The following is a 17409-nucleotide window of genomic DNA, read 5'->3' as shown; positions in this document are numbered from 1 at the left end:
TTCGCCATCGGACAATCCATGGGAGGTGCCCTTGTTCTCGACTTAGCGACAAAATTGGCTTGTGATGGAATTCTCACCATCAACGCCGCTCTCCAAGTTCCTGAATATGAAAGATATCGTAACCAATCGGTTCCACGCTTCATTCCCGAAGGCAAGCCTGACATAAAAGACGATACACCTAAAGAAATCACATATGACCAAGTTCCGTCAAAAGCGATTAATCAATTGCTTGATATAATGGAACATACCAGCCAAAAACTAATAGACGTTTCGTGCCCGATACTTATCTTCCATTCACCAGAAGACCACGTTGTACCGGACTCGTGTTCCTATCAGATTTACGATACTGTCATGTCCGGTGATAAAGAGATGGCGCGCCTTGAAAATTCATATCATGTGGCGTCGTTGGATCATGACAAAGATCATATCATTGAACATTCCTATCAGTTCATTCAAAGGTTAAGTAAAAGGGAAATAATCGCTTCTTAAAACTCCTTTCTCCATATAAATCAGGTTTACCCACTCACTTCATGGGTATATACAGTATATAAAGAAAAAGGAGGTAACATAATGAGCGGTTTATCAGACAAAGTAAAGAGTGCTGTAAATAAAGTTAAAGGTGAAACGAAAGACCAAGTCGGAAACGCGAAAAATGATCCTCACTTACAAGCAGAAGGTAAAGCCGATAAATTAAAAGGCAATCTCCAAGATGGCATTAGTAAATTGAAAAATGACCGTTAATTGCAAATAGCCGAATACAGGATTCACTCTCTTAGAACATTCTCATTTCATATAATAGTGACCCCCCTTTTATAGAGAAGAGGCGGCAGATGATCTGCCGCCTCTTCCTTCTTCAATTCGCTTGAATAACCACAACACACATATCATCAGGCTGATCTTGCTGCATTTCAGGTGACATCAAAAAATCGATAGGGGGAGATTCTTTACAATCAAACCATCTTGTCGAGACCGCTTCTTTTATTTGGTCGAGGCCTTCCGTCCCTTCTCGATCTATCGCTTCCATGACTCCATCCGTAAATAGCATAAGCTGAATCTTCTCTTCATAACGAATGACGGATTTCTCTACTTTCATCTCGGTGAAGAAACCAACAGGACATGTCCCTTTTGAAAGGGAGACCACTTTTCCATCGTCCATTAAAGCAAATCCAGGAGGATGTCCGGCATTTATATATTCCACTGTCTTTTGATCTGTATCAATGATCATATAAATCGCGGTAAAATAATAATGCACTTGATTATCATCTTTATTAAGGGTACTCATCCAGCGATTCATTTCATTTATTACTGACACTGGGTCCGAATGAGTCCTGATGGCATCCCTCAATACGGAGGATATGAACATACACACAAGTGAGGCGGATATGCCATGCCCCATCATATCCAACAGGATGATCCCATACCGATTTTCATCGATGCGGTGCCAATAGTACATATCCCCTGCTAATTTATTCGCAGGTAAGTATGATGCCCTTATAGTTAAGTGGTCATTTATAATGGGTTCACTTAATAAGCTGCTTTGAACCTGCATGGAAAGATCCAATTCATTACGGATTTTTTCATCCTGCATTTTATGCCAATCTTTTTCATATTTAAGTCTTAACCCCACGCGAATCCTCGCAAGTAAATCTATTTTATTGATAGGCTTCATTATATAATCAATTCCGCCAACATCAAGTGCCTCGGCCACCTTGTTTGAATCTTCAAGGGCGGTCACAAAAATCACGGGTATATCTCTAAGGTGAGGAATACTTTGAAGTCTCCTGCACGCCTCTATCCCATCGATCTCCGGCATCATGATATCAAGCAGAATGATATCAACTGAAGTCTCTTTAGGTTGCGGACTATCCACCTGTAAATATTCAAACATCTCAACAGCTGAAGTTAATGATAGAAAATCCGTATAGCCAGCTCGTTTTAGAATTTTCTCTATAACGAAAAGGTTAACCTGGTTATCATCTACGATTAAAATCGTCATTCTTTCATTCCCCTTTTGGCTTATATCGAGCGGCAACATTTATCTTTTTTATATGGAACAGTACTTTTATAAAGCTCCCTTAACAGGGATTTTTCCATTATATTATAACGAAGTTCAGTCTCTTTTAATAATGATAAACTGCAGTCGAGATTCTGCATGGAGACCAACTCATTATATATACCCCTTCTTCCGATGACTTAAACATAGTTATTCAAAAAAAGTGAAAAATAATTTAATCAAAAAGAAAGAGTCCGCATATATGCGAACTCTCAGTTTGTAGACAAAAGGGGTTCGGAATTAAAAAATTCTGAACCCCTTTTGAAATTCCCTTTGAATTTTCGCCTAAAGTTTAGAGATTGGGGCTCTACGAGCCCACTATGTTAGGCCATTTTTGGACCTTGCCATGTCCAATTGGCCATCTTCTTTAAATTAATGGCAGCGAAAGTAAGCATCGCCTGCATCGACAATTTTTTAAGTCCCCTTAAAGTAGTCCAACGCATACCATGCTTTTCTTTTGCATCTGCGAATACACGCTCAATCGTTTCTTTACGTTTTGCATATATAGGTTTTACATCTTGATGATGACGCAGATGATCTGCTTCTTCCACATGTGTTTGCCAGATATGCCGTGTCACCACTTTTTGACAGTCTTTGCTTTCTGTACACCGAGATAAAAATGAGCATGTTGTACAAATTTGTTTTGGCGATTTGTACTCGCGATAGCCCTCTTTATTTGTTGTTGAGTACTTTAAAGTTTCGCCCGAAGGGCAAAGGTAACAATCAAAATGTTCATCGTATACATAGTCCTGTTTGCGGAAAAATCCTTCTTTGGTGCGAGGACGTGTATAAGGTAAAGCCGGTATGATTTCTTTGTTAAATAGGTAGCTTGTAATCGCTGGTGTTTTATAAGCTGCATCTGCGGCAACGGCTTCCGGTTTTCCAACTTTCTCAATCACTTGTTCAACTAGTGGCTCTAAGATCTGACTGTCATGTGTATTTCCAGGTGTTACAATCGTTCCCAATACAAAACCGTTGCGGTCTGCGGCCGCGTGGAATGAATAGGCAAACTGTTTTGTTCGTTCATCTTTCACATAGTAGCCACTCTCAGAATCCGTTGTACTTTCTTTAATCTCTTTGGTCTCTTCTTTATCAAATTTATCTGGTGGAAAAGGCTTTTTTCCATGGTTTTCACGATCTTGATTGATTTCTTCTTGAAGACGTCCTTGATACGCTCGTGTTTCTTTACGAACGATTTTCTTTTCAAATTTCCGTTTATTCGCACTGGCTTTCACATGTGTGGAATCCACGAAAACGTGTTCAGCACTTATTAACTTTTTATTAGCAGCTGTCATTAAAATGCGATAGAAAATCTGTTCAAACAGATCTGTATCTTTGAAGCGTCGCTCATAATTTTTCCCGAACGTAGAGAAATGAGGTACTTTATCATGGAAACCATAGCCTAAGAACCAACGGTAAGCCATATTGGTTTCAACTTCTTCAATCGTTTTACGCATGGAACGAATACCGAAGGTATATTGAATGAAAGTCAGTTTAACTAAAATAACTGGATCAATACTTGGGCGTCCTACCTCTGAATACATATCTTTCACCAAGTCATAAATGAAAGTGAAGTCAATGGCAGCCTCCATTTTACGAACCAAATGGTTCGGTGGCACCAATTGATCTAAAGTAATCATTTCAAGTTGATCTCGCTGAATAGAATCATGTTTAGAAAGCATCCTCATCACCTCAAGTTTTAATACTTCTATTTTAAAACAAACATGACTCCAGGCAAAAGTGTTCTATCTAAAAGGTAAGACAAAGTTGATTGGAACGGAAGGTACGAGACTCCTGCGGGAAAAGCGCGTCTAGGGGAGACCCCGCAGGCGAAAGCCGAGGAGGCTCCCCGACCGCCCGCGGAAAGCGAGTGCCTGGAGTGGAAATCAACGTCCAAATTGTACAAGCCATAAAAATAGACAAACTCGATTTTCATCGAGTTTGTCTACAGTCTGAGAGTCCGCATATATGCGAACTCTTTCTTTTTACAGTTTCCGATAAATCCGTTCCTTTGAATCAAAGTCCTCATAATCCTCCGAAAAGGATGATGTATGAAGAGTTTCCTTGCTGCCGACCGCAAGGAAGCCATCTTTACAAAGACTGTCATAAAACAACTGATTAACATAGGTCTGTAATTCACCGGTAAAATAAATCATCACATTCCGGCACATGATGATATGGAACTCATTGAACGAACCATCAGTAACTAAATTATGCTGGAAGAACACAATGTTTTTAAGGAGGCCCGAATCAAGATAAGCATTTTGATAATCGGTTGTATAATACTCCGAAAATTCCTGGTTACCTCCAGCTTGCAGATAGTTTTTCGTATAAGACTGCATTCTATTTAAAGGTAATATCCCTTTTTCCGCATGACGGAGGACTTCATCATTCATATCAGTGGCATATATCCTTGCCTTATCATAAAGTCCTTCTTCCTTGAGGATGATTGCCATGGAAAAGGCTTCTTCACCGGTTGAACAACCCGCATGCCAAATTCTGATTTCTGGAAGTTTTTTCAGGAGCGGTACAATATTTAAACGAAAGGCTTTAAAGAAATCCGGATCGCGAAACATTTCAGTGACATTTATTGAAAAATCTTTCAAAAGCTTCTCGACATACCCTTTTTCATATAAAACCATTTCTATCATTCCGCTAATCCTGCGTATATGGTCCAGCCTCATTCTATTTTCAACTCTTCTTTTAATAGAAGAACGCATATATTTGCGAAAGTCAAAGCCAGAAACGGAATAAATGGCCTCTAACAATAATTCGATTTCTAAATCTTCTCTTTCTTCAATCGTTAAAGTATCCTTCATGAAAATCCTTCCTCACCCATACTATCAATCAATTAGTCAGCCATACTCTTAGGACGGATAGCAGCTGATCCAATTTTAATGGTTTGCTGACATAATCGGAAGCGCCGGCCTTCAGGCATTTTTCCCTATCGCCTTTCATCGCTTTCGCAGTTAACGCGATGATTGGAAGATCCTCGAATTTACTTTGCTCGCGAATTCTGGTCATCGTTTCGTAACCGTCCATACCCGGCATCATGATATCCATCAAAATAACATCTATATTGTTTCCTTTTTCAAGGAGTTCCAAACATTCAAAGCCGTTTTCAGCTGTAAGGATTTCCATCCCCTCATGCTTCAGCGCATTTTTCAGGGCAAATATATTACGGTGATCATCATCGACGACCAGTACTGTTTTATTGCAGAATGGTTTGGCCTTATCCAGATCTTCTTCATCCATCATACCTGCATCCGGTTCTCCCTGATCTCCAAAAGGCGCGACAGAATCATCGTGGTTAGCTGCTGCCACTTCCGGAGAAGCAGCTATTGCTTCGTCGACATTTTTGAAGCCCTCTGGCATGCTTGGAATAAAGAAAGTAAAGGTACTGCCTTGCCCCTCTTCACTATCTACAATGACCCAGCCTCCCAGAAGTTTGGCAAACTCCCGGCAAATCGATAGCCCAAGTCCTGTACCGCCATATTTTCTCATTGTAGCTCCGTCACCTTGCTGGAATGCTTCAAAGATAAGTTTTTGCTTCTCTTTTGATATTCCGATGCCAGTATCCGTCACCTTAATTTCAACCCAATTGCTCGCTCCTTTTGTCTGTATCCATTGTGCTACATTTTCTTCATCAGCTTTTTTGATTTGGACAGAAACAGAACCTTTTTCCGTGAATTTAAATGCATTGGATAGCAGGTTTTTCAAAATCTGCTGGAAGCGCTGTTCATCCGTAAAGAAAATATCCGGAACGTTTTTACTTTTTTCGATTATAAAGTCAATGTTCTTTTTCTTCGCTACATGATCGAAGTTACGGTGCAATAACTCAGGAAGCTCACTCAAATTCATTTCATCAAAGACCACTTCAAGCTTTCCGACTTCAACTTTTGATAAATCCAAAATGTCATTGATCAACGTTAATAAGTCTTGGCCTGATGAATTAATGACACGAGCGAATTCCTGTTGCTCTTCATTTAATTTACTATCATTAGGATCTGAAAGCATTTCTGATAAAATCAGGATACTATTGAGCGGTGTCCGCAATTCATGGGACATATTTGCCATGAACTCCGATTTATATTTTGAACTTAACTTCAATTCTTCCGCTTGTTTTTCAAGATTCAGTTTAGCGACTTGAAGCTCTTTCGATTTTTCTTCCGTTTCACGATTTCTCTCTTCCAATTGTTCATTGATCATTCGCAACTCTTCAGCCTGTGTTTGCAGTTCCTCCGATTGGGCTTGCATTTCCTCTGACTGTGATTGCAATTCTTCCGATTGAGCCTGTAACTCTTCAGTCTGTGCCTGTGATTCCTTCAATAAACGCTCTATTTCCATCCGGCCCTCCACATTATTGATCGTGATGCCCAGAGTATCAAGAACCTGGTTCAGGAACGTTTTTTGCAGCTTCGTAAAGGCCTCCAAACTCGCCAGTTCAACCATCGCCACCACTTCATCCTCAAAAACGACTGGCGCAATGACAATGCTTTTCGGGTTGACTTCCCCCAATCCTGTCGTAACCAATTGGAAATCTTCAGGGATATCCTCGATGACTTTGGATTTCTTTTCAAGGGCGCATTGACCGATCAAACCTTCGCCAAGACGGAATTCACGCCTGCCCGAATCTTCACCATCTCCAGCAAAGCTGGCAAGCTTCACAAAGCGCATATCCACACCCTCACCCCGTTTGACGTAAAAAGCTCCAATTGAAGCTCCCATCATCGGTGCAAGTCTTGTAATGAACCGGTCAGCAAGGACTTCCACATCAACAATGCGCTGATACATGGTAGCTATATCTGCAACACGGGTCTGAATCCAGTTCTGTTCACTGATCTTTTCAGTGAAATCTTTTTCTTTTTGATTATAGATTTCAAGCGATTCCGCCATATCATTGAACGATTTCGCTATTTCCCCAATTTCATCAGTGGTCCGCACCGGGATTCTTGGTATGACCGACAAATTTTTATAATCGATATTTTCGATGACCTTCGTAATTGATTGCAGATCTTTCGATGTACTGCGGATCATCCAAACAACCGTTACGGAGATGACCAAAATGCTGAGAATAACCGCAAAAATTACAAATCCGATCATATCTTCATAGGTTTGTTTCGAATTACTTAAAGTATCTTTCATGACACCTTCTTGGTAATCCTTAAATTCATCCATCGTACTGATGACTTTCGTTCGCTTTTCCCTTTGGTCATCCATCAGGCTTGAAAGATTATCCGAAGAGTTTTCCGATTTTATCTTTTGGATGATTTCAGCCTCCGTTATGGAGTAAGAAGCATATTGGGTCTCGAACTCTTTCAATAATTGCTTCGCTTTCGCCTGATTTAACGAACCTGATAACCCGGCAATTTTTGATTCAATCAAATTATGATTCTCATTGATGATTTCGAGGCTCTCTGCTCTTTCTTCTTTATTTGCATCATTAGCTGCAAACAAAATCTCACGGTCCGACCTAGAAAAAAGCTGACGGATTTCCATCGAAGCTTGAACTTTTTCATAGCGATTTTCAACTATTTCAGTCATGCTGCTCTTTAAATTGTTTAGCGTAAACATCATGAATGAAAGTAAAATAGCCAAGAAAAGCAAGATCAAACCAAATCCCAACATTTGCTTTTTCTTAAAACCCATTTTTTTCCGCCCACCTTCAATACTTATTTATACCAGCCCGAAATAACGGCTTGCAAAATACTAGAACTCACCTTATATTCTTTGAAATGATATATAGATAGTTTCATTGCTCAAAATCAATTTTAACATTTTCCAGGCTAAAATGGTTACCCACACTATCATTTTACATGAATTCCTTTTCCAATTAAGCAACAGTCTGCCTTACCATTGTCATAAACACCCAAATATATGGTTCGTACATAATAAAAGCCGAAAGTTTTCACTTTCGGCTTTTGGTTTGATCCTGTTTATTTAATCTTCTTCACTTCAACATATAAAACATGGTGGCCGTCCATTTCCTTTACAGTAAATTCATATCCGGCGTATTCAATTCTATCCCCGACAGCAATTTCAAATCTGCCTGTCAGGAACCATCCTCCCAATGTATCGATATCTTCCTCCGGCAAATCGATCGCAAGGGTATCATTAACATCTTCAACCAATGTTTTAGCATCGAATACATAATGCCCTTCATCAATTTTTTGAATGAGCGGACGTTCATCCTGGTCAAATTCATCACGGATTTCCCCGACGATTTCTTCAAGGATGTCTTCAACCGTTACAAGACCAGCTGTTCCGCCATATTCATCGGTCAAAACTGCCATATGGATCCTTTCCTTCTGCATTTTAAGCAGCAGATCATGAATGGCGATCGTTTCAAGAACACGGATGATGGGTGTTACAAAGGAATCCACCGTCAAAGCCGTTACATTATCTTCTGTAATCGTCGCTGTATAAAGTCGCTTGATATTGACCATTCCCACGACATTATCTTTATCACCGTCTATGACCGGATACCTTGTGTATTGTTCTTCTTGAATCAGTTCAACAACTTCCAATAATGGCATGCCTTTTTCGATAACGGTCATTTCCGTACGCGGAACCATGATTTCATTGGCAATACGCTCATCAAATTCAAATATCTGATTGACATATTTGTATTCCGATTGGTTGATCTCACCGCTTTTATAGCTTTCCGATAAAATGATGCGCAGCTCTTCTTCAGAATGGGCCATTTCGGACTCGGACGCAGGCTTTAATCCGAACATGCCCGTCAGCAGACGTGCAGAACCATTCAGTAACCAAATGAATGGGTACAAAATGCGGTAAAAGAGAATTAACGGCTTTGCAAATAGCAACGTTACCTCTTCTGCCTTTTGAATCGCAACCGTTTTCGGTGCGAGTTCGCCGACTACAACATGAAGGAATGTCACGGAACCGAACGCGATCAGGAACGAGATGATGTGACTTACAGATGCCTCTAATCCCCATTTAGTGAACAATGGTTTTAAGATCGCCTCGACAGTCGGTTCACCCAACACCCCTAAACCTAAGGCGGTTACTGTAATCCCCAATTGACAGGCAGATAAGTACTCATCGATATGCGATGTCACTTTCTTGGCTGCGAGGGCATTTCTATGCCCTTCTTCAATTAATTGATTGATCCGGGAACTTCTGACTTTCACGATTGCAAATTCCGATGCAACGAAAAATGCGGTTAATGCTATTAATGCAGCTACTGCCAATAATTTTATAAAAATCTCCAATATGTGCGGGTTCGCCATATAGTTCCAATCCCACTGACCTTCGGATTAGACATGTACGGCTTAATCCCAAGCACCTCCTGTATAAATGGTTATTTTCGTTTAATAAGCGATTTTTTCCTTATAACATGAACCAAAACCATTTAGCCTTAATATGCACCTTTGTGCATAAAACTATAGAGCTAAATTTTAATCATACGAGCAACACTAGTAATGATTGGATCAAGGCCATGCTTTCACGGGATATCTGTTTTTTTAGAAGAAGCTCACTTTTTCCGTCCTTTTCAATCAAGCTGATGAATTCCTGAAGTTCTTCGTTCAGGCCATCCATTTTATTCTTGAGCTGAAGACCTTTTTCCTCAATTGCTGATGCGGCTTCCTTATCCTTTTTAAGTATTTCTTTAATATCTTCCAATGTAAGGTTTTCTCTTTTGTATCCTTCGATACGGCGGAGCCTTTCAAGTTCACCGACTGAATAATAACGGTAATTAGAGGCGGAACGTTCTGCTTTAAGCAAGCCAAGATTCGTATAATAATCTACGGTTCGTTTCGTAACATTCGCCATTTCCGCCAACTCGCCAATTTTTAAAGTCTCGTTCCCAACATAGCCCCTCCTAACCGTCACGTTATGGTTTAGACACATCTAAGATATGTCTATTCTTCCTGACGTTTTATTCTATTCCATAATCGTACATTATTTTAATTGAAATGAAAAATATTTATTATCCTCTTTACCCTTCATTGGAAAAATAAAAACCGATTAATTGAATAATCGGTTCAGACTGTAGACAAACGATTGCCTGCATTTTTTGAGAGTGTATAAAATATGAAGGCTGATTGGAACGTAAGGCACTCGCTTTCCGCGGGCGGTCCGCCTCTGCTTGCGCCTGCGGGGTCTCCCTTGGACACGCTTTTCCCTCAGGGATCTCGAACATCCGCACCAATCAACTTTATCTAAAAATTAAGATGGAACCATTTTTGTCCATAAACTCAAACCGATTAATGGTTTAATTTATCATTTACTCCACGGGGTTTTATTTTTTTGTTTTAACTGAGAATTGATTGCTCAGTATCTTAGGACCGCATTGGCATAGGGAAGAATGCTTCAGCTTTTTTATTGGTGTTCCGCATGTTTCACAAACTTTTGCTACCATTTATACTGTCCTCCTCACTTTAATTTCATGATAAATATATTATACTACTTTTATAATAATAATCAATACTAAATTAAAATTATTATAAATAAGGATAACTTTTGTTTTATTGACCTTTCTCTTCACAAGGGATTAAAATAAGGATAAAATATAACAAAACACATCAGGAAGGTTGGTTTTCTATGACGAGTGAAATTCGCTCCATTCCCCGTCCCTTAGTACGTACGAATCAATGGGTCATTTTCTTAAGCGTAGCCACCGCCTTATTAACGGGTCAATTATGGATATTAGCCATTCCTTTAACAGCGGGACTTTTGGGTCTTCTCTTTAATTTCAATCCAGTGATGCGTCTTGCAAAGCTCTTTCTTAAAAAGAAACCGTCCGATTATATTCCTGAAGATCATTCACAGCAGCAATTCAACCAGGCCATAGCAGTCGTTTGCTTAGGACTTGGATTCACTTCTTTTTTGCTTGGATGGAATGTTACCGGATATATATTCACCTTGATGGTCGGAATGGCTTCACTCATAGCCATTCTTGGATTCTGCATCGGCTGCTTCATCCTTTATCACTGGAAGCAATATTCCTATCGCCGATCTCAACGCCAATAGCACACATAAATGGGACTGACATACGTCAGTCCCATTTATTATTCGGCTGTACGTAAGGAATTACTCTTTTTGACCCAGATGGCTGCCAATGCAATCAGCAAAATCAATAGTGCTTGCGGCACCAGCGTTTCCATTGTTGGATAAAGACCTATCGTTTCTATAAACGGGAAGGCGCTGATCGTATTTGTCTGTATCACTTGCGATACCTGAAGTGAATGGATGGATACTCCAAGAATCTTGAAAGCCAAGGCATATATGAGTATCGTTGCCACTTTAAAAAATAGGGTCATCGGTAATTTCACACTGTACCGCAGCATGACGAAGCCAACTGCCGTTAATAAAAGGATTGCAAGGAAAATCCCGCTCAGCAGCTGCTTTAATTCCATATAAGGAGCCATTCCCGCATAAAAGATAATCGTCTCGGCACCTTCACGGAATATGGATAGAAAACTGATTAAAGCGAAAGAGATGATGCTTCCCGTCGCTATGGCTTTGTTCATTTGCTTGTCGATATACCGGTTCCATGCATGTACATTCGATTTACTATGAAGCCAAAGACCAATTGTCAACATCATTGATACGGCTATTATCCCAGTGATTCCCTCAATATATTCCCGGCTTGACGCAGCCGTGATCTGTGAGAAGACAATATTGATTATGACCGCCAATATGGAACTGGCAGCTAAACCCGCACCAACCCCTGTCCAAATCCATTTTTGTTTGTCCGCTTGCCCGATTTTCTTTAGGAAAGACAATAATGTAGCTACAATCAAGAGTGCTTCCAACCCTTCCCGTAAAAGGATCAAAGCGGCATCCCATGTTGTATAACCTGTATCATCAATTAAAGGGAGTAATCTAGTGTTTAAATCGGATACGATTCCCTTCGCTTCCTCCGACTTTACCTTTTTCGATTGCAATAGGCTGATTGCGGTCGGGACTTTCGTTTCCATATCGCCGTAAAGCTTGCTGTCCCTTGTGGAGACCTCCCCTTCGACATTAGGCCAAATTGTTAAGATTTCATTTAGCTTATCAATGGCGGAATCGATGTCATCCTTTTCAATATCCGTTGCACTTCCTTGTAAAAGTTGCGTTACATCCCCAAGTGAATAGATATTCTTCTGGCTTCCTTCTTCCACTTTACCAGCTAGGAAATCCTCGATTAGTCCCTTTAATTCAGTTAGGTTATTTTGGGCCTTTTCCGAATCAGGGGGGTCTTGAGTAATCGCTATCCGAACAAATGCCATTTTTGTTTCAAATTCGCCATATGCAGCAACACTTTTCTCCCTGACAATGACCTCTGCACCGGTCCATTGATTCAGGAGGTCGGTATATAGAACTTTAGCTTGATCAAAGTCACCTTCAGTTATCAAAGCGTTCAACTCATCTATTAAAGGAAGTATCGCTTCTAACCGTTCCTTATAGTCCGTTTTATCAACAGGGTTTTCAGCGGTATCATAAATAACAAGAGTACTTGATAATGCCGATAATCGCTTCTTGATTTCATCTGTGGAGACCTGGTCCCTCACAGCACTTTTTACCGCGGATAGCTTGTCGTCGACTTTCCTTGCACCCTCGCTGTCCGTTTTTATCGTTTTCCAATCTTTCTCGAATAGATCGATATTTTTCGATACTTCCTCAAGGTCTCCGTATTTCACCTTCATTAGACTATCGCCAATATAAACAAAAAGCTGATCATGGTTTTCACCCGCCGAAACCATCCTTATATTAGTCGAAAGAAATAAAAGGCTGACTATTATAACCCATATCCCAGTCTTCCATCTAGAAACGGCCATACTGGTCCCTCCTTATTCATGAACTAAAATCGCCAACCGGATAATATCCATGCTGGCGATTTTCACGTCATCATTTGAAATTTACATTTTATCCAAAAAGGGAATCCCCAATATAGCCACCCTTTTTCGCACCTGGTAAACAAGCGAACATGGCACTTCCCCTGTGAACGATATATTCGTTGAGTTTATCATTTTTCGCTAGTCTCTCTTGTATGGGTATGAATTGTTTACTTGGGTTTCGCTGAAAACAAATGAATAGCAAGCCGGCATTGAAGCTCCCTGTTTTCGGATCCATTCCATCTGCATATGAATAGGAGCGCCGCAATATCTTTGCTTTTCCGTCCCCCCTGGAGAGACTCATATGCGAATCTTCTGGAATGATCCGATTTCCACTTGGATCTTTAGCTTCAAGATCCACGGTATCGAACTCATTCTTCATTCCTAGTGGAGCTCCACTGTCACGATGACGGCCAAATGTATTTTCTTGCTCTTTCAAGATTGTCCGGTCCCAAACTTCAATGTACATCTGGATTCGGCGCACCACCATATAACTGCCTCCAACAAGCCAGTCAGGACCATCCCCCGCCCTCACCCAAACATGCTCATTCATTTCATTATTATCATTCGTATCCGGATTGACCGTCCCATCCTTAAACCCGAAAAGGTTCCGCGGTGTCGTTTTTTGTGAATCGGCTTGCTTAGTACGTTGAAAACCTGTTTGTGCCCAATGAATGATCGTTTTCCCTCTTCCGATCCTCACCAAGTTCCGAACGGCATGAAAAGCCACTTGAAGATCATCTGCACATGCTTGGATACAAATATCCCCACCGCACCATTCATCATCTAACGCATCTAAAGGGAATTTGGGCAGGTCCTTTAATTCAGGAGGCCTTTTCGATTTCAAACCAAATCGATCTTTACCCTCTTTTGAAAACAGGCTCGGTCCCACTCCAAAAGTGATCGTTAAATTGGAAGGTGATAATTCTTTCGCTTCACCCGTATCCTTTGGGGGCATATTCGTATTAAGTGACGCTTCACCAATCAATTTCCCCGCTGTCATCTGAGCCGCAGCTTCTGTCCAATCCTTGAATAACTGGATTAAGTCGGACCTTTTATCCGTGGTTACTTGCAATGATGCGAAGTAAAGGTTATCTTGCGCTTCGGTGGTGATACCGGCTTGGTACGCTCCATAAAAAGGAACAATATCCTTGGTTTGACCCTTCGCCCTTTGTTCAGAAAGTGTCAGCAGCCCGCCAAATCCAGATGCTCCTATCACGACTCCGATTCCACCGACTCCTGCCGTTTTCAACATGTTTCGTCGACTTACCTTTTTTGTAAAAAGTCCGGTTTCATCTTTCGGCGTATGTTCCTTCAATTAAGATTCCTCCGTTACAATCCCTATTTGCGAAAGTGGTTCGGCCAATGCATCAATTGCTTGACTTAACTCTTTGACTTCAGCTTCCTTTAAATCCGTATATGAAATATAGCCATTCCCTTCCTTATGCTTTTCAAGCAAGCCGTATACATCGTCAAAACGTTGTTGGATTTCCGCAGCTAGCTTCGCATCCTTTTCTTTCAGCGCTGGAGTAAGCAGATCATAGATTTTTTCTGCACCTTCAACATTTGCCACGAAATCATACAGGTCGGTATGGGAGTATCGGTCCTCTTCTCCTGTCACTTTACTCGTGGAAACTTCATTCAATAAATCCACGGCACCCGTGATCAACAAATCGGGCGTTACCTCAACCGTTTCAACTTTGGCTCGAAGCAAATTGACATCATTCATTAATTGATCTGCATACTTTTCGTATCCGTTCGTTGTATTTTCTTGCCATAACCCCATTTCAATCCTATGGTAACCGCCCCACTCTTCATCTTTGACATCCCCTTCACGAGCATCGATTTTGGGGTCAAGATCACCAAATACTTCAGCGATGGGTTCCGCTCTCTCATAATGCATGCGGGCTGGTGCGTATAATTCCTTCGCCTTTTCTATATCACCGGCAGATACGGCCGTAGTGAATTTTTCCGTTGCGTTTACGAACTCTTCTATTTCACCAATGGCATATTCCCGGTACTCACTAGATACATCATCAAGCTTACTCGCACTCACTTCTTTGGCATTATCACCTGCCTGTTCAGTTCCTTCCTTTTCCTGCGCACAGCCAAATAATAGGCTGGTTGATAGTAAGACCGCTAATGACGCATGTGCTTTCTTCATTTTGTATTCTCCCTTTGATATGATTTGTAGATTTATATTAGCAGATAATGAGAATCATTATCAATATATATTTTTAATGGAAATGTGACATTATTCATTCTCTTTGAAAAGAATCCACGCTATCCCTTTTGCTTTCGCAGGATAAGTAGCTCCCAGCTGGCTAAAAATAAAAAAAGCAGCCTACATTTCAGCTACCTTTCACGCTCACTCATTAACTTGTTATTTTCTTTATCCATGATTTTTGTGATTTCCTCAACAAATTGATTGATCAATATTAGCTCTTGCTCATTATAAGCTGAGCATAATTCTTTTGTGGCCATAGAAAGCGATTGATAGTGCGATTTAATCTGTTCCTGCCTTTCCGGTATCGGCATAATCATGACCTTTCTTCCGTCCAATTGATCTCGTTCCCTTTTAACATAACCCGACTTCTCAAGGCGATTGATCAGTGCCGTAACCGAACCCGTGCTCAATCCTGTAATTTTGGATAATTCACCGGCGGTAATCGGTCCTGTTTCATTCAATATTTCAGCACTCTTTAAGTCCGTATGGGACACCCCTATTTTCTGGGCCATATTTTGTTGAAATAACACGGATCTCATTCCATACCGCTGCAATCTGTGTGTTAAACTCTCTAACAGAGCTGAATTCACCCTATTATCGCTTGACATAAAATGCCACCCCTTTTACACTTGAATTTATCTTGATTATCAAGATAAATGTTTTGTTTCATCTTAACGTTACCCTTCAACCATGTAAAGGAAATTCATGAGCTGGTTGATATGAAGGAGGAAAATAAATGAACGTTCAAAAAAAACAAAAATTCATTGTTGCCGGTTTATTGCTGGGTATCTTGATGTCAGCAATGGATAATACGATTGTTGCGACTGCTATGGGAACGATCGTTTCTGATTTAGGTGGATTTGATAAGTTTGTATGGGTGACATCTGCCTATATGGTCGCCACGATGGCAAGTATGCCGATATTCGGGAAGCTTTCGGACATGTATGGAAGAAAGAGGTTTTTTATTTTCGGACTTATAGTCTTTTTGATTGGTTCCGCATTATGCGGCATGGCTCAGAGCATCGTGCAGTTAAGTATCTTCCGTGCAATCCAAGGGATCGGCGGAGGCGCCCTGATGCCTATAGCCTTTACGATCATTTTTGATATTTTCCCACCTGAAAAACGGGGAAAATTAACTGGCCTTTTCGGTGCTGTATTTGGGGCATCAAGCGTATTGGGACCACTTTTAGGTGCCTATATTACCGAATACTCCAGCTGGCACTGGATTTTCTACGTCAATGTTCCGATTGGGATCATTTCTTTATTTTTCATCTGGAATTATTACAAGGAGTCACCCAACACCCGAGAGCAAAAAATTGATTGGGGTGGCGCAGCAACTCTCGTCATTTCCGTTATCAGCTTAATGTTCGCTCTCGAACTGGGCGGAGAGTATGGCTGGAGTTCCTCTCCCATCATAGGCCTGTTTGCCAGTTTTGTGGTTTTCTTCGTTTCATTTTTCTTTTTCGAAAAAAGAGCAAAAGATCCAATCATTTCATTATGGCTGTTTAAAAGGCGATTATTTGCCACTTCTCAGATTTTAGCCATTCTTTATGGCGGTACATTCATTATATTAACCGTCTATATCCCGATTTTCGTGCAGGCAGTTTACGGTGGTTCCGCAACAAATGCAGGACTGATCCTAACTCCCATGATGCTTGGTTCTGTATTCGGCAGTGCAATTGGCGGGATATTCAATACAAAGACAAGCTTTCGTAACTTAATGACGGTTTCCGTCATCTGTTATTTTGCAGGAATGCTTTTATTAGGGACCATCACCCCTGATACCAGCAGGACTTTATTAACTTTGTACATGATTTTGACTGGATTTGGCATGGGCTTTTCCTTCTCCCTCTTGCCTATAGCATCCATCCACAACTTGGAACCTAGATACCGGGGGTCGGCCAACTCAACAAACTCCTTCCTTCGTTCTTTTGGGATGACACTCGGTGTAACGATTTATGGAGCGATTCAGAACAATGTATTCACAAGTAAAATGACGGATGCGTTTAAAGGAATGCAAGGAAGTCCGGATACAGCCGGATTGATGGAGGATCCACGCCAGCTCTTCCAATCGGATGCACGTGCCGAGATTCCGGATTTTATCCTGGATAAAATCGTTCATGCGATGTCCGATTCGATATCATTGATATTCACCTTGGCTCTCATTCCGATCGGTCTTGCAGCCATCACTGTGTTCTTTATGGGAAAAACAAGGGTGGAAACACCTTCGAAAAAGGAATCCTTTCAATAAACAAGAAGCGCTGCACTTCCAGCGCTTCTTG

14 protein-coding genes (1 of these 14 cut by a window edge) are annotated in these 17409 nt (G+C 40.9%); 4 read left to right on the top strand and 10 right to left on the bottom strand.

Annotated elements, in window-relative coordinates; genetic code table 11:
• Together MHB45_RS25940 and MHB45_RS25935 are read left to right on the top strand one after the other, a co-directional pair.
• On the top strand, positions 1 to 489 hold the 3' portion of the coding sequence (locus tag MHB45_RS25940) for an alpha/beta hydrolase (protein ID WP_048688814.1). It extends 270 nt beyond the left edge of the window; 489 of the gene's 759 nt are visible here — the last part of the coding sequence; its start codon lies beyond the left edge, outside the window; the stop codon is at positions 487 to 489.
• An 81-nt stretch (positions 490 to 570) separates the two neighbouring features.
• Entirely contained in the window at positions 571 to 741 is a 171-nt protein-coding gene (locus MHB45_RS25935; protein WP_065310846.1) for a CsbD family protein, read from the top strand.
• Positions 742 to 853: 112 nt separating this feature from the next.
• Here MHB45_RS25935 and MHB45_RS25930 read toward each other — a convergent pair whose 3' ends face one another.
• The 6 genes from MHB45_RS25930 to MHB45_RS25905 all read right to left on the bottom strand — a co-directional run bounded on the left by MHB45_RS25930 (position 854) and on the right by MHB45_RS25905 (position 9928).
• Positions 854 to 1996 (bottom strand): PP2C family protein-serine/threonine phosphatase, encoded by a 1143-nt coding sequence (locus tag MHB45_RS25930; RefSeq protein ID WP_340908145.1) that lies wholly within the window; start codon positions 1994 to 1996, stop codon positions 854 to 856.
• 380 nt (positions 1997 to 2376) lie between these two features.
• Positions 2377 to 3735 (bottom strand): IS1182 family transposase, encoded by a 1359-nt coding sequence (locus MHB45_RS25925; RefSeq protein ID WP_072272405.1) that lies wholly within the window; start codon positions 3733 to 3735, stop codon positions 2377 to 2379.
• 303 nt (positions 3736 to 4038) lie between these two features.
• A complete protein-coding gene (locus MHB45_RS25920; RefSeq protein WP_063595458.1) occupies positions 4039 to 4872 on the bottom strand; it encodes a CheR family methyltransferase in 834 nt (277 codons plus the stop codon).
• A 28-nt stretch (positions 4873 to 4900) separates the two neighbouring features.
• Positions 4901 to 7702 carry a response regulator gene (locus tag MHB45_RS25915; protein WP_048688805.1) on the bottom strand — a complete coding sequence of 934 codons (2802 nt, stop codon included), beginning with the start codon at positions 7700 to 7702 and terminating at the stop codon, positions 4901 to 4903.
• Between the two features lie 287 nt (positions 7703 to 7989).
• Positions 7990 to 9288: a hemolysin family protein gene (locus MHB45_RS25910; protein WP_048688850.1), complete on the bottom strand. Its 1299-nt coding sequence runs from the start codon at positions 9286 to 9288 to the stop codon at positions 7990 to 7992.
• 190 nt (positions 9289 to 9478) lie between these two features.
• Positions 9479 to 9928 (bottom strand): MerR family transcriptional regulator, encoded by a 450-nt coding sequence (locus MHB45_RS25905; protein ID WP_048688802.1) that lies wholly within the window; start codon positions 9926 to 9928, stop codon positions 9479 to 9481.
• A 693-nt stretch (positions 9929 to 10621) separates the two neighbouring features.
• On the opposite strand from MHB45_RS25905, the gene MHB45_RS25900 reads away from it, so the two are divergent.
• Positions 10622 to 11050 (top strand): DUF4395 domain-containing protein, encoded by a 429-nt coding sequence (locus MHB45_RS25900; RefSeq protein ID WP_072274027.1) that lies wholly within the window; start codon positions 10622 to 10624, stop codon positions 11048 to 11050.
• Between the two features lie 38 nt (positions 11051 to 11088).
• Here MHB45_RS25900 and MHB45_RS25895 read toward each other — a convergent pair whose 3' ends face one another.
• From MHB45_RS25895 to MHB45_RS25880, 4 genes are all read right to left on the bottom strand, one after another.
• Positions 11089 to 12843: an FTR1 family iron permease gene (locus MHB45_RS25895; protein ID WP_340908144.1), complete on the bottom strand. Its 1755-nt coding sequence runs from the start codon at positions 12841 to 12843 to the stop codon at positions 11089 to 11091.
• A gap of 88 nt (positions 12844 to 12931) precedes the next feature.
• Positions 12932 to 14218 (bottom strand): iron uptake transporter deferrochelatase/peroxidase subunit, encoded by a 1287-nt coding sequence (efeB, locus tag MHB45_RS25890; protein WP_048688794.1) that lies wholly within the window; start codon positions 14216 to 14218, stop codon positions 12932 to 12934.
• Positions 14219 to 15064 carry an iron uptake system protein EfeO gene (efeO, locus tag MHB45_RS25885; protein WP_048688791.1) on the bottom strand — a complete coding sequence of 282 codons (846 nt, stop codon included), beginning with the start codon at positions 15062 to 15064 and terminating at the stop codon, positions 14219 to 14221.
• A 191-nt stretch (positions 15065 to 15255) separates the two neighbouring features.
• Complete coding sequence (locus tag MHB45_RS25880; protein ID WP_048688788.1) at positions 15256 to 15735, bottom strand: MarR family winged helix-turn-helix transcriptional regulator; 480 nt, start codon at positions 15733 to 15735, stop codon at positions 15256 to 15258.
• A 128-nt stretch (positions 15736 to 15863) separates the two neighbouring features.
• Here MHB45_RS25880 and MHB45_RS25875 point away from each other — a divergent pair, with 128 nt between their 5' ends.
• Entirely contained in the window at positions 15864 to 17378 is a 1515-nt protein-coding gene (locus tag MHB45_RS25875) for an MDR family MFS transporter (protein WP_048688785.1), read from the top strand.
• The last annotated feature ends 31 nt before the right edge of the window (positions 17379 to 17409 follow it).

Origin of the sequence: Peribacillus sp. FSL K6-5616 (assembly GCF_038008245.1) — a bacterium.
Taxonomy (GTDB): domain Bacteria; phylum Bacillota; class Bacilli; order Bacillales; family DSM-1321; genus Peribacillus; species Peribacillus frigoritolerans.
Note: the sequence above shows the minus strand (reverse complement) of the source record. Positions and strands in the feature narration are given on the sequence as shown.

Excerpts from the sequence above, each read along its gene's own strand:
- MHB45_RS25930 (WP_340908145.1), bottom strand. The coding sequence starts at position 1,996 with ATGACGATTTTAATCGTAGATGATAACCAGGTTAACCTTTTCGTTATA.
- MHB45_RS25915 (WP_048688805.1), bottom strand. The coding sequence starts at position 7,702 with ATGGGTTTTAAGAAAAAGCAAATGTTGGGATTTGGTTTGATCTTGCTT.
- MHB45_RS25920 (WP_063595458.1), bottom strand. The coding sequence starts at position 4,872 with ATGAAGGATACTTTAACGATTGAAGAAAGAGAAGATTTAGAAATCGAA.
- MHB45_RS25925 (WP_072272405.1), bottom strand. The coding sequence starts at position 3,735 with ATGCTTTCTAAACATGATTCTATTCAGCGAGATCAACTTGAAATGATT.
- MHB45_RS25880 (WP_048688788.1), bottom strand. The coding sequence starts at position 15,735 with ATGTCAAGCGATAATAGGGTGAATTCAGCTCTGTTAGAGAGTTTAACA.
- MHB45_RS25900 (WP_072274027.1), top strand. The coding sequence starts at position 10,622 with ATGACGAGTGAAATTCGCTCCATTCCCCGTCCCTTAGTACGTACGAAT.
- MHB45_RS25875 (WP_048688785.1), top strand. The coding sequence starts at position 15,864 with ATGAACGTTCAAAAAAAACAAAAATTCATTGTTGCCGGTTTATTGCTG.
- MHB45_RS25905 (WP_048688802.1), bottom strand. The coding sequence starts at position 9,928 with ATGTGTCTAAACCATAACGTGACGGTTAGGAGGGGCTATGTTGGGAAC.
- MHB45_RS25935 (WP_065310846.1), top strand. The coding sequence starts at position 571 with ATGAGCGGTTTATCAGACAAAGTAAAGAGTGCTGTAAATAAAGTTAAA.
- efeO (WP_048688791.1), bottom strand. The coding sequence starts at position 15,064 with ATGAAGAAAGCACATGCGTCATTAGCGGTCTTACTATCAACCAGCCTA.
- MHB45_RS25895 (WP_340908144.1), bottom strand. The coding sequence starts at position 12,843 with ATGGCCGTTTCTAGATGGAAGACTGGGATATGGGTTATAATAGTCAGC.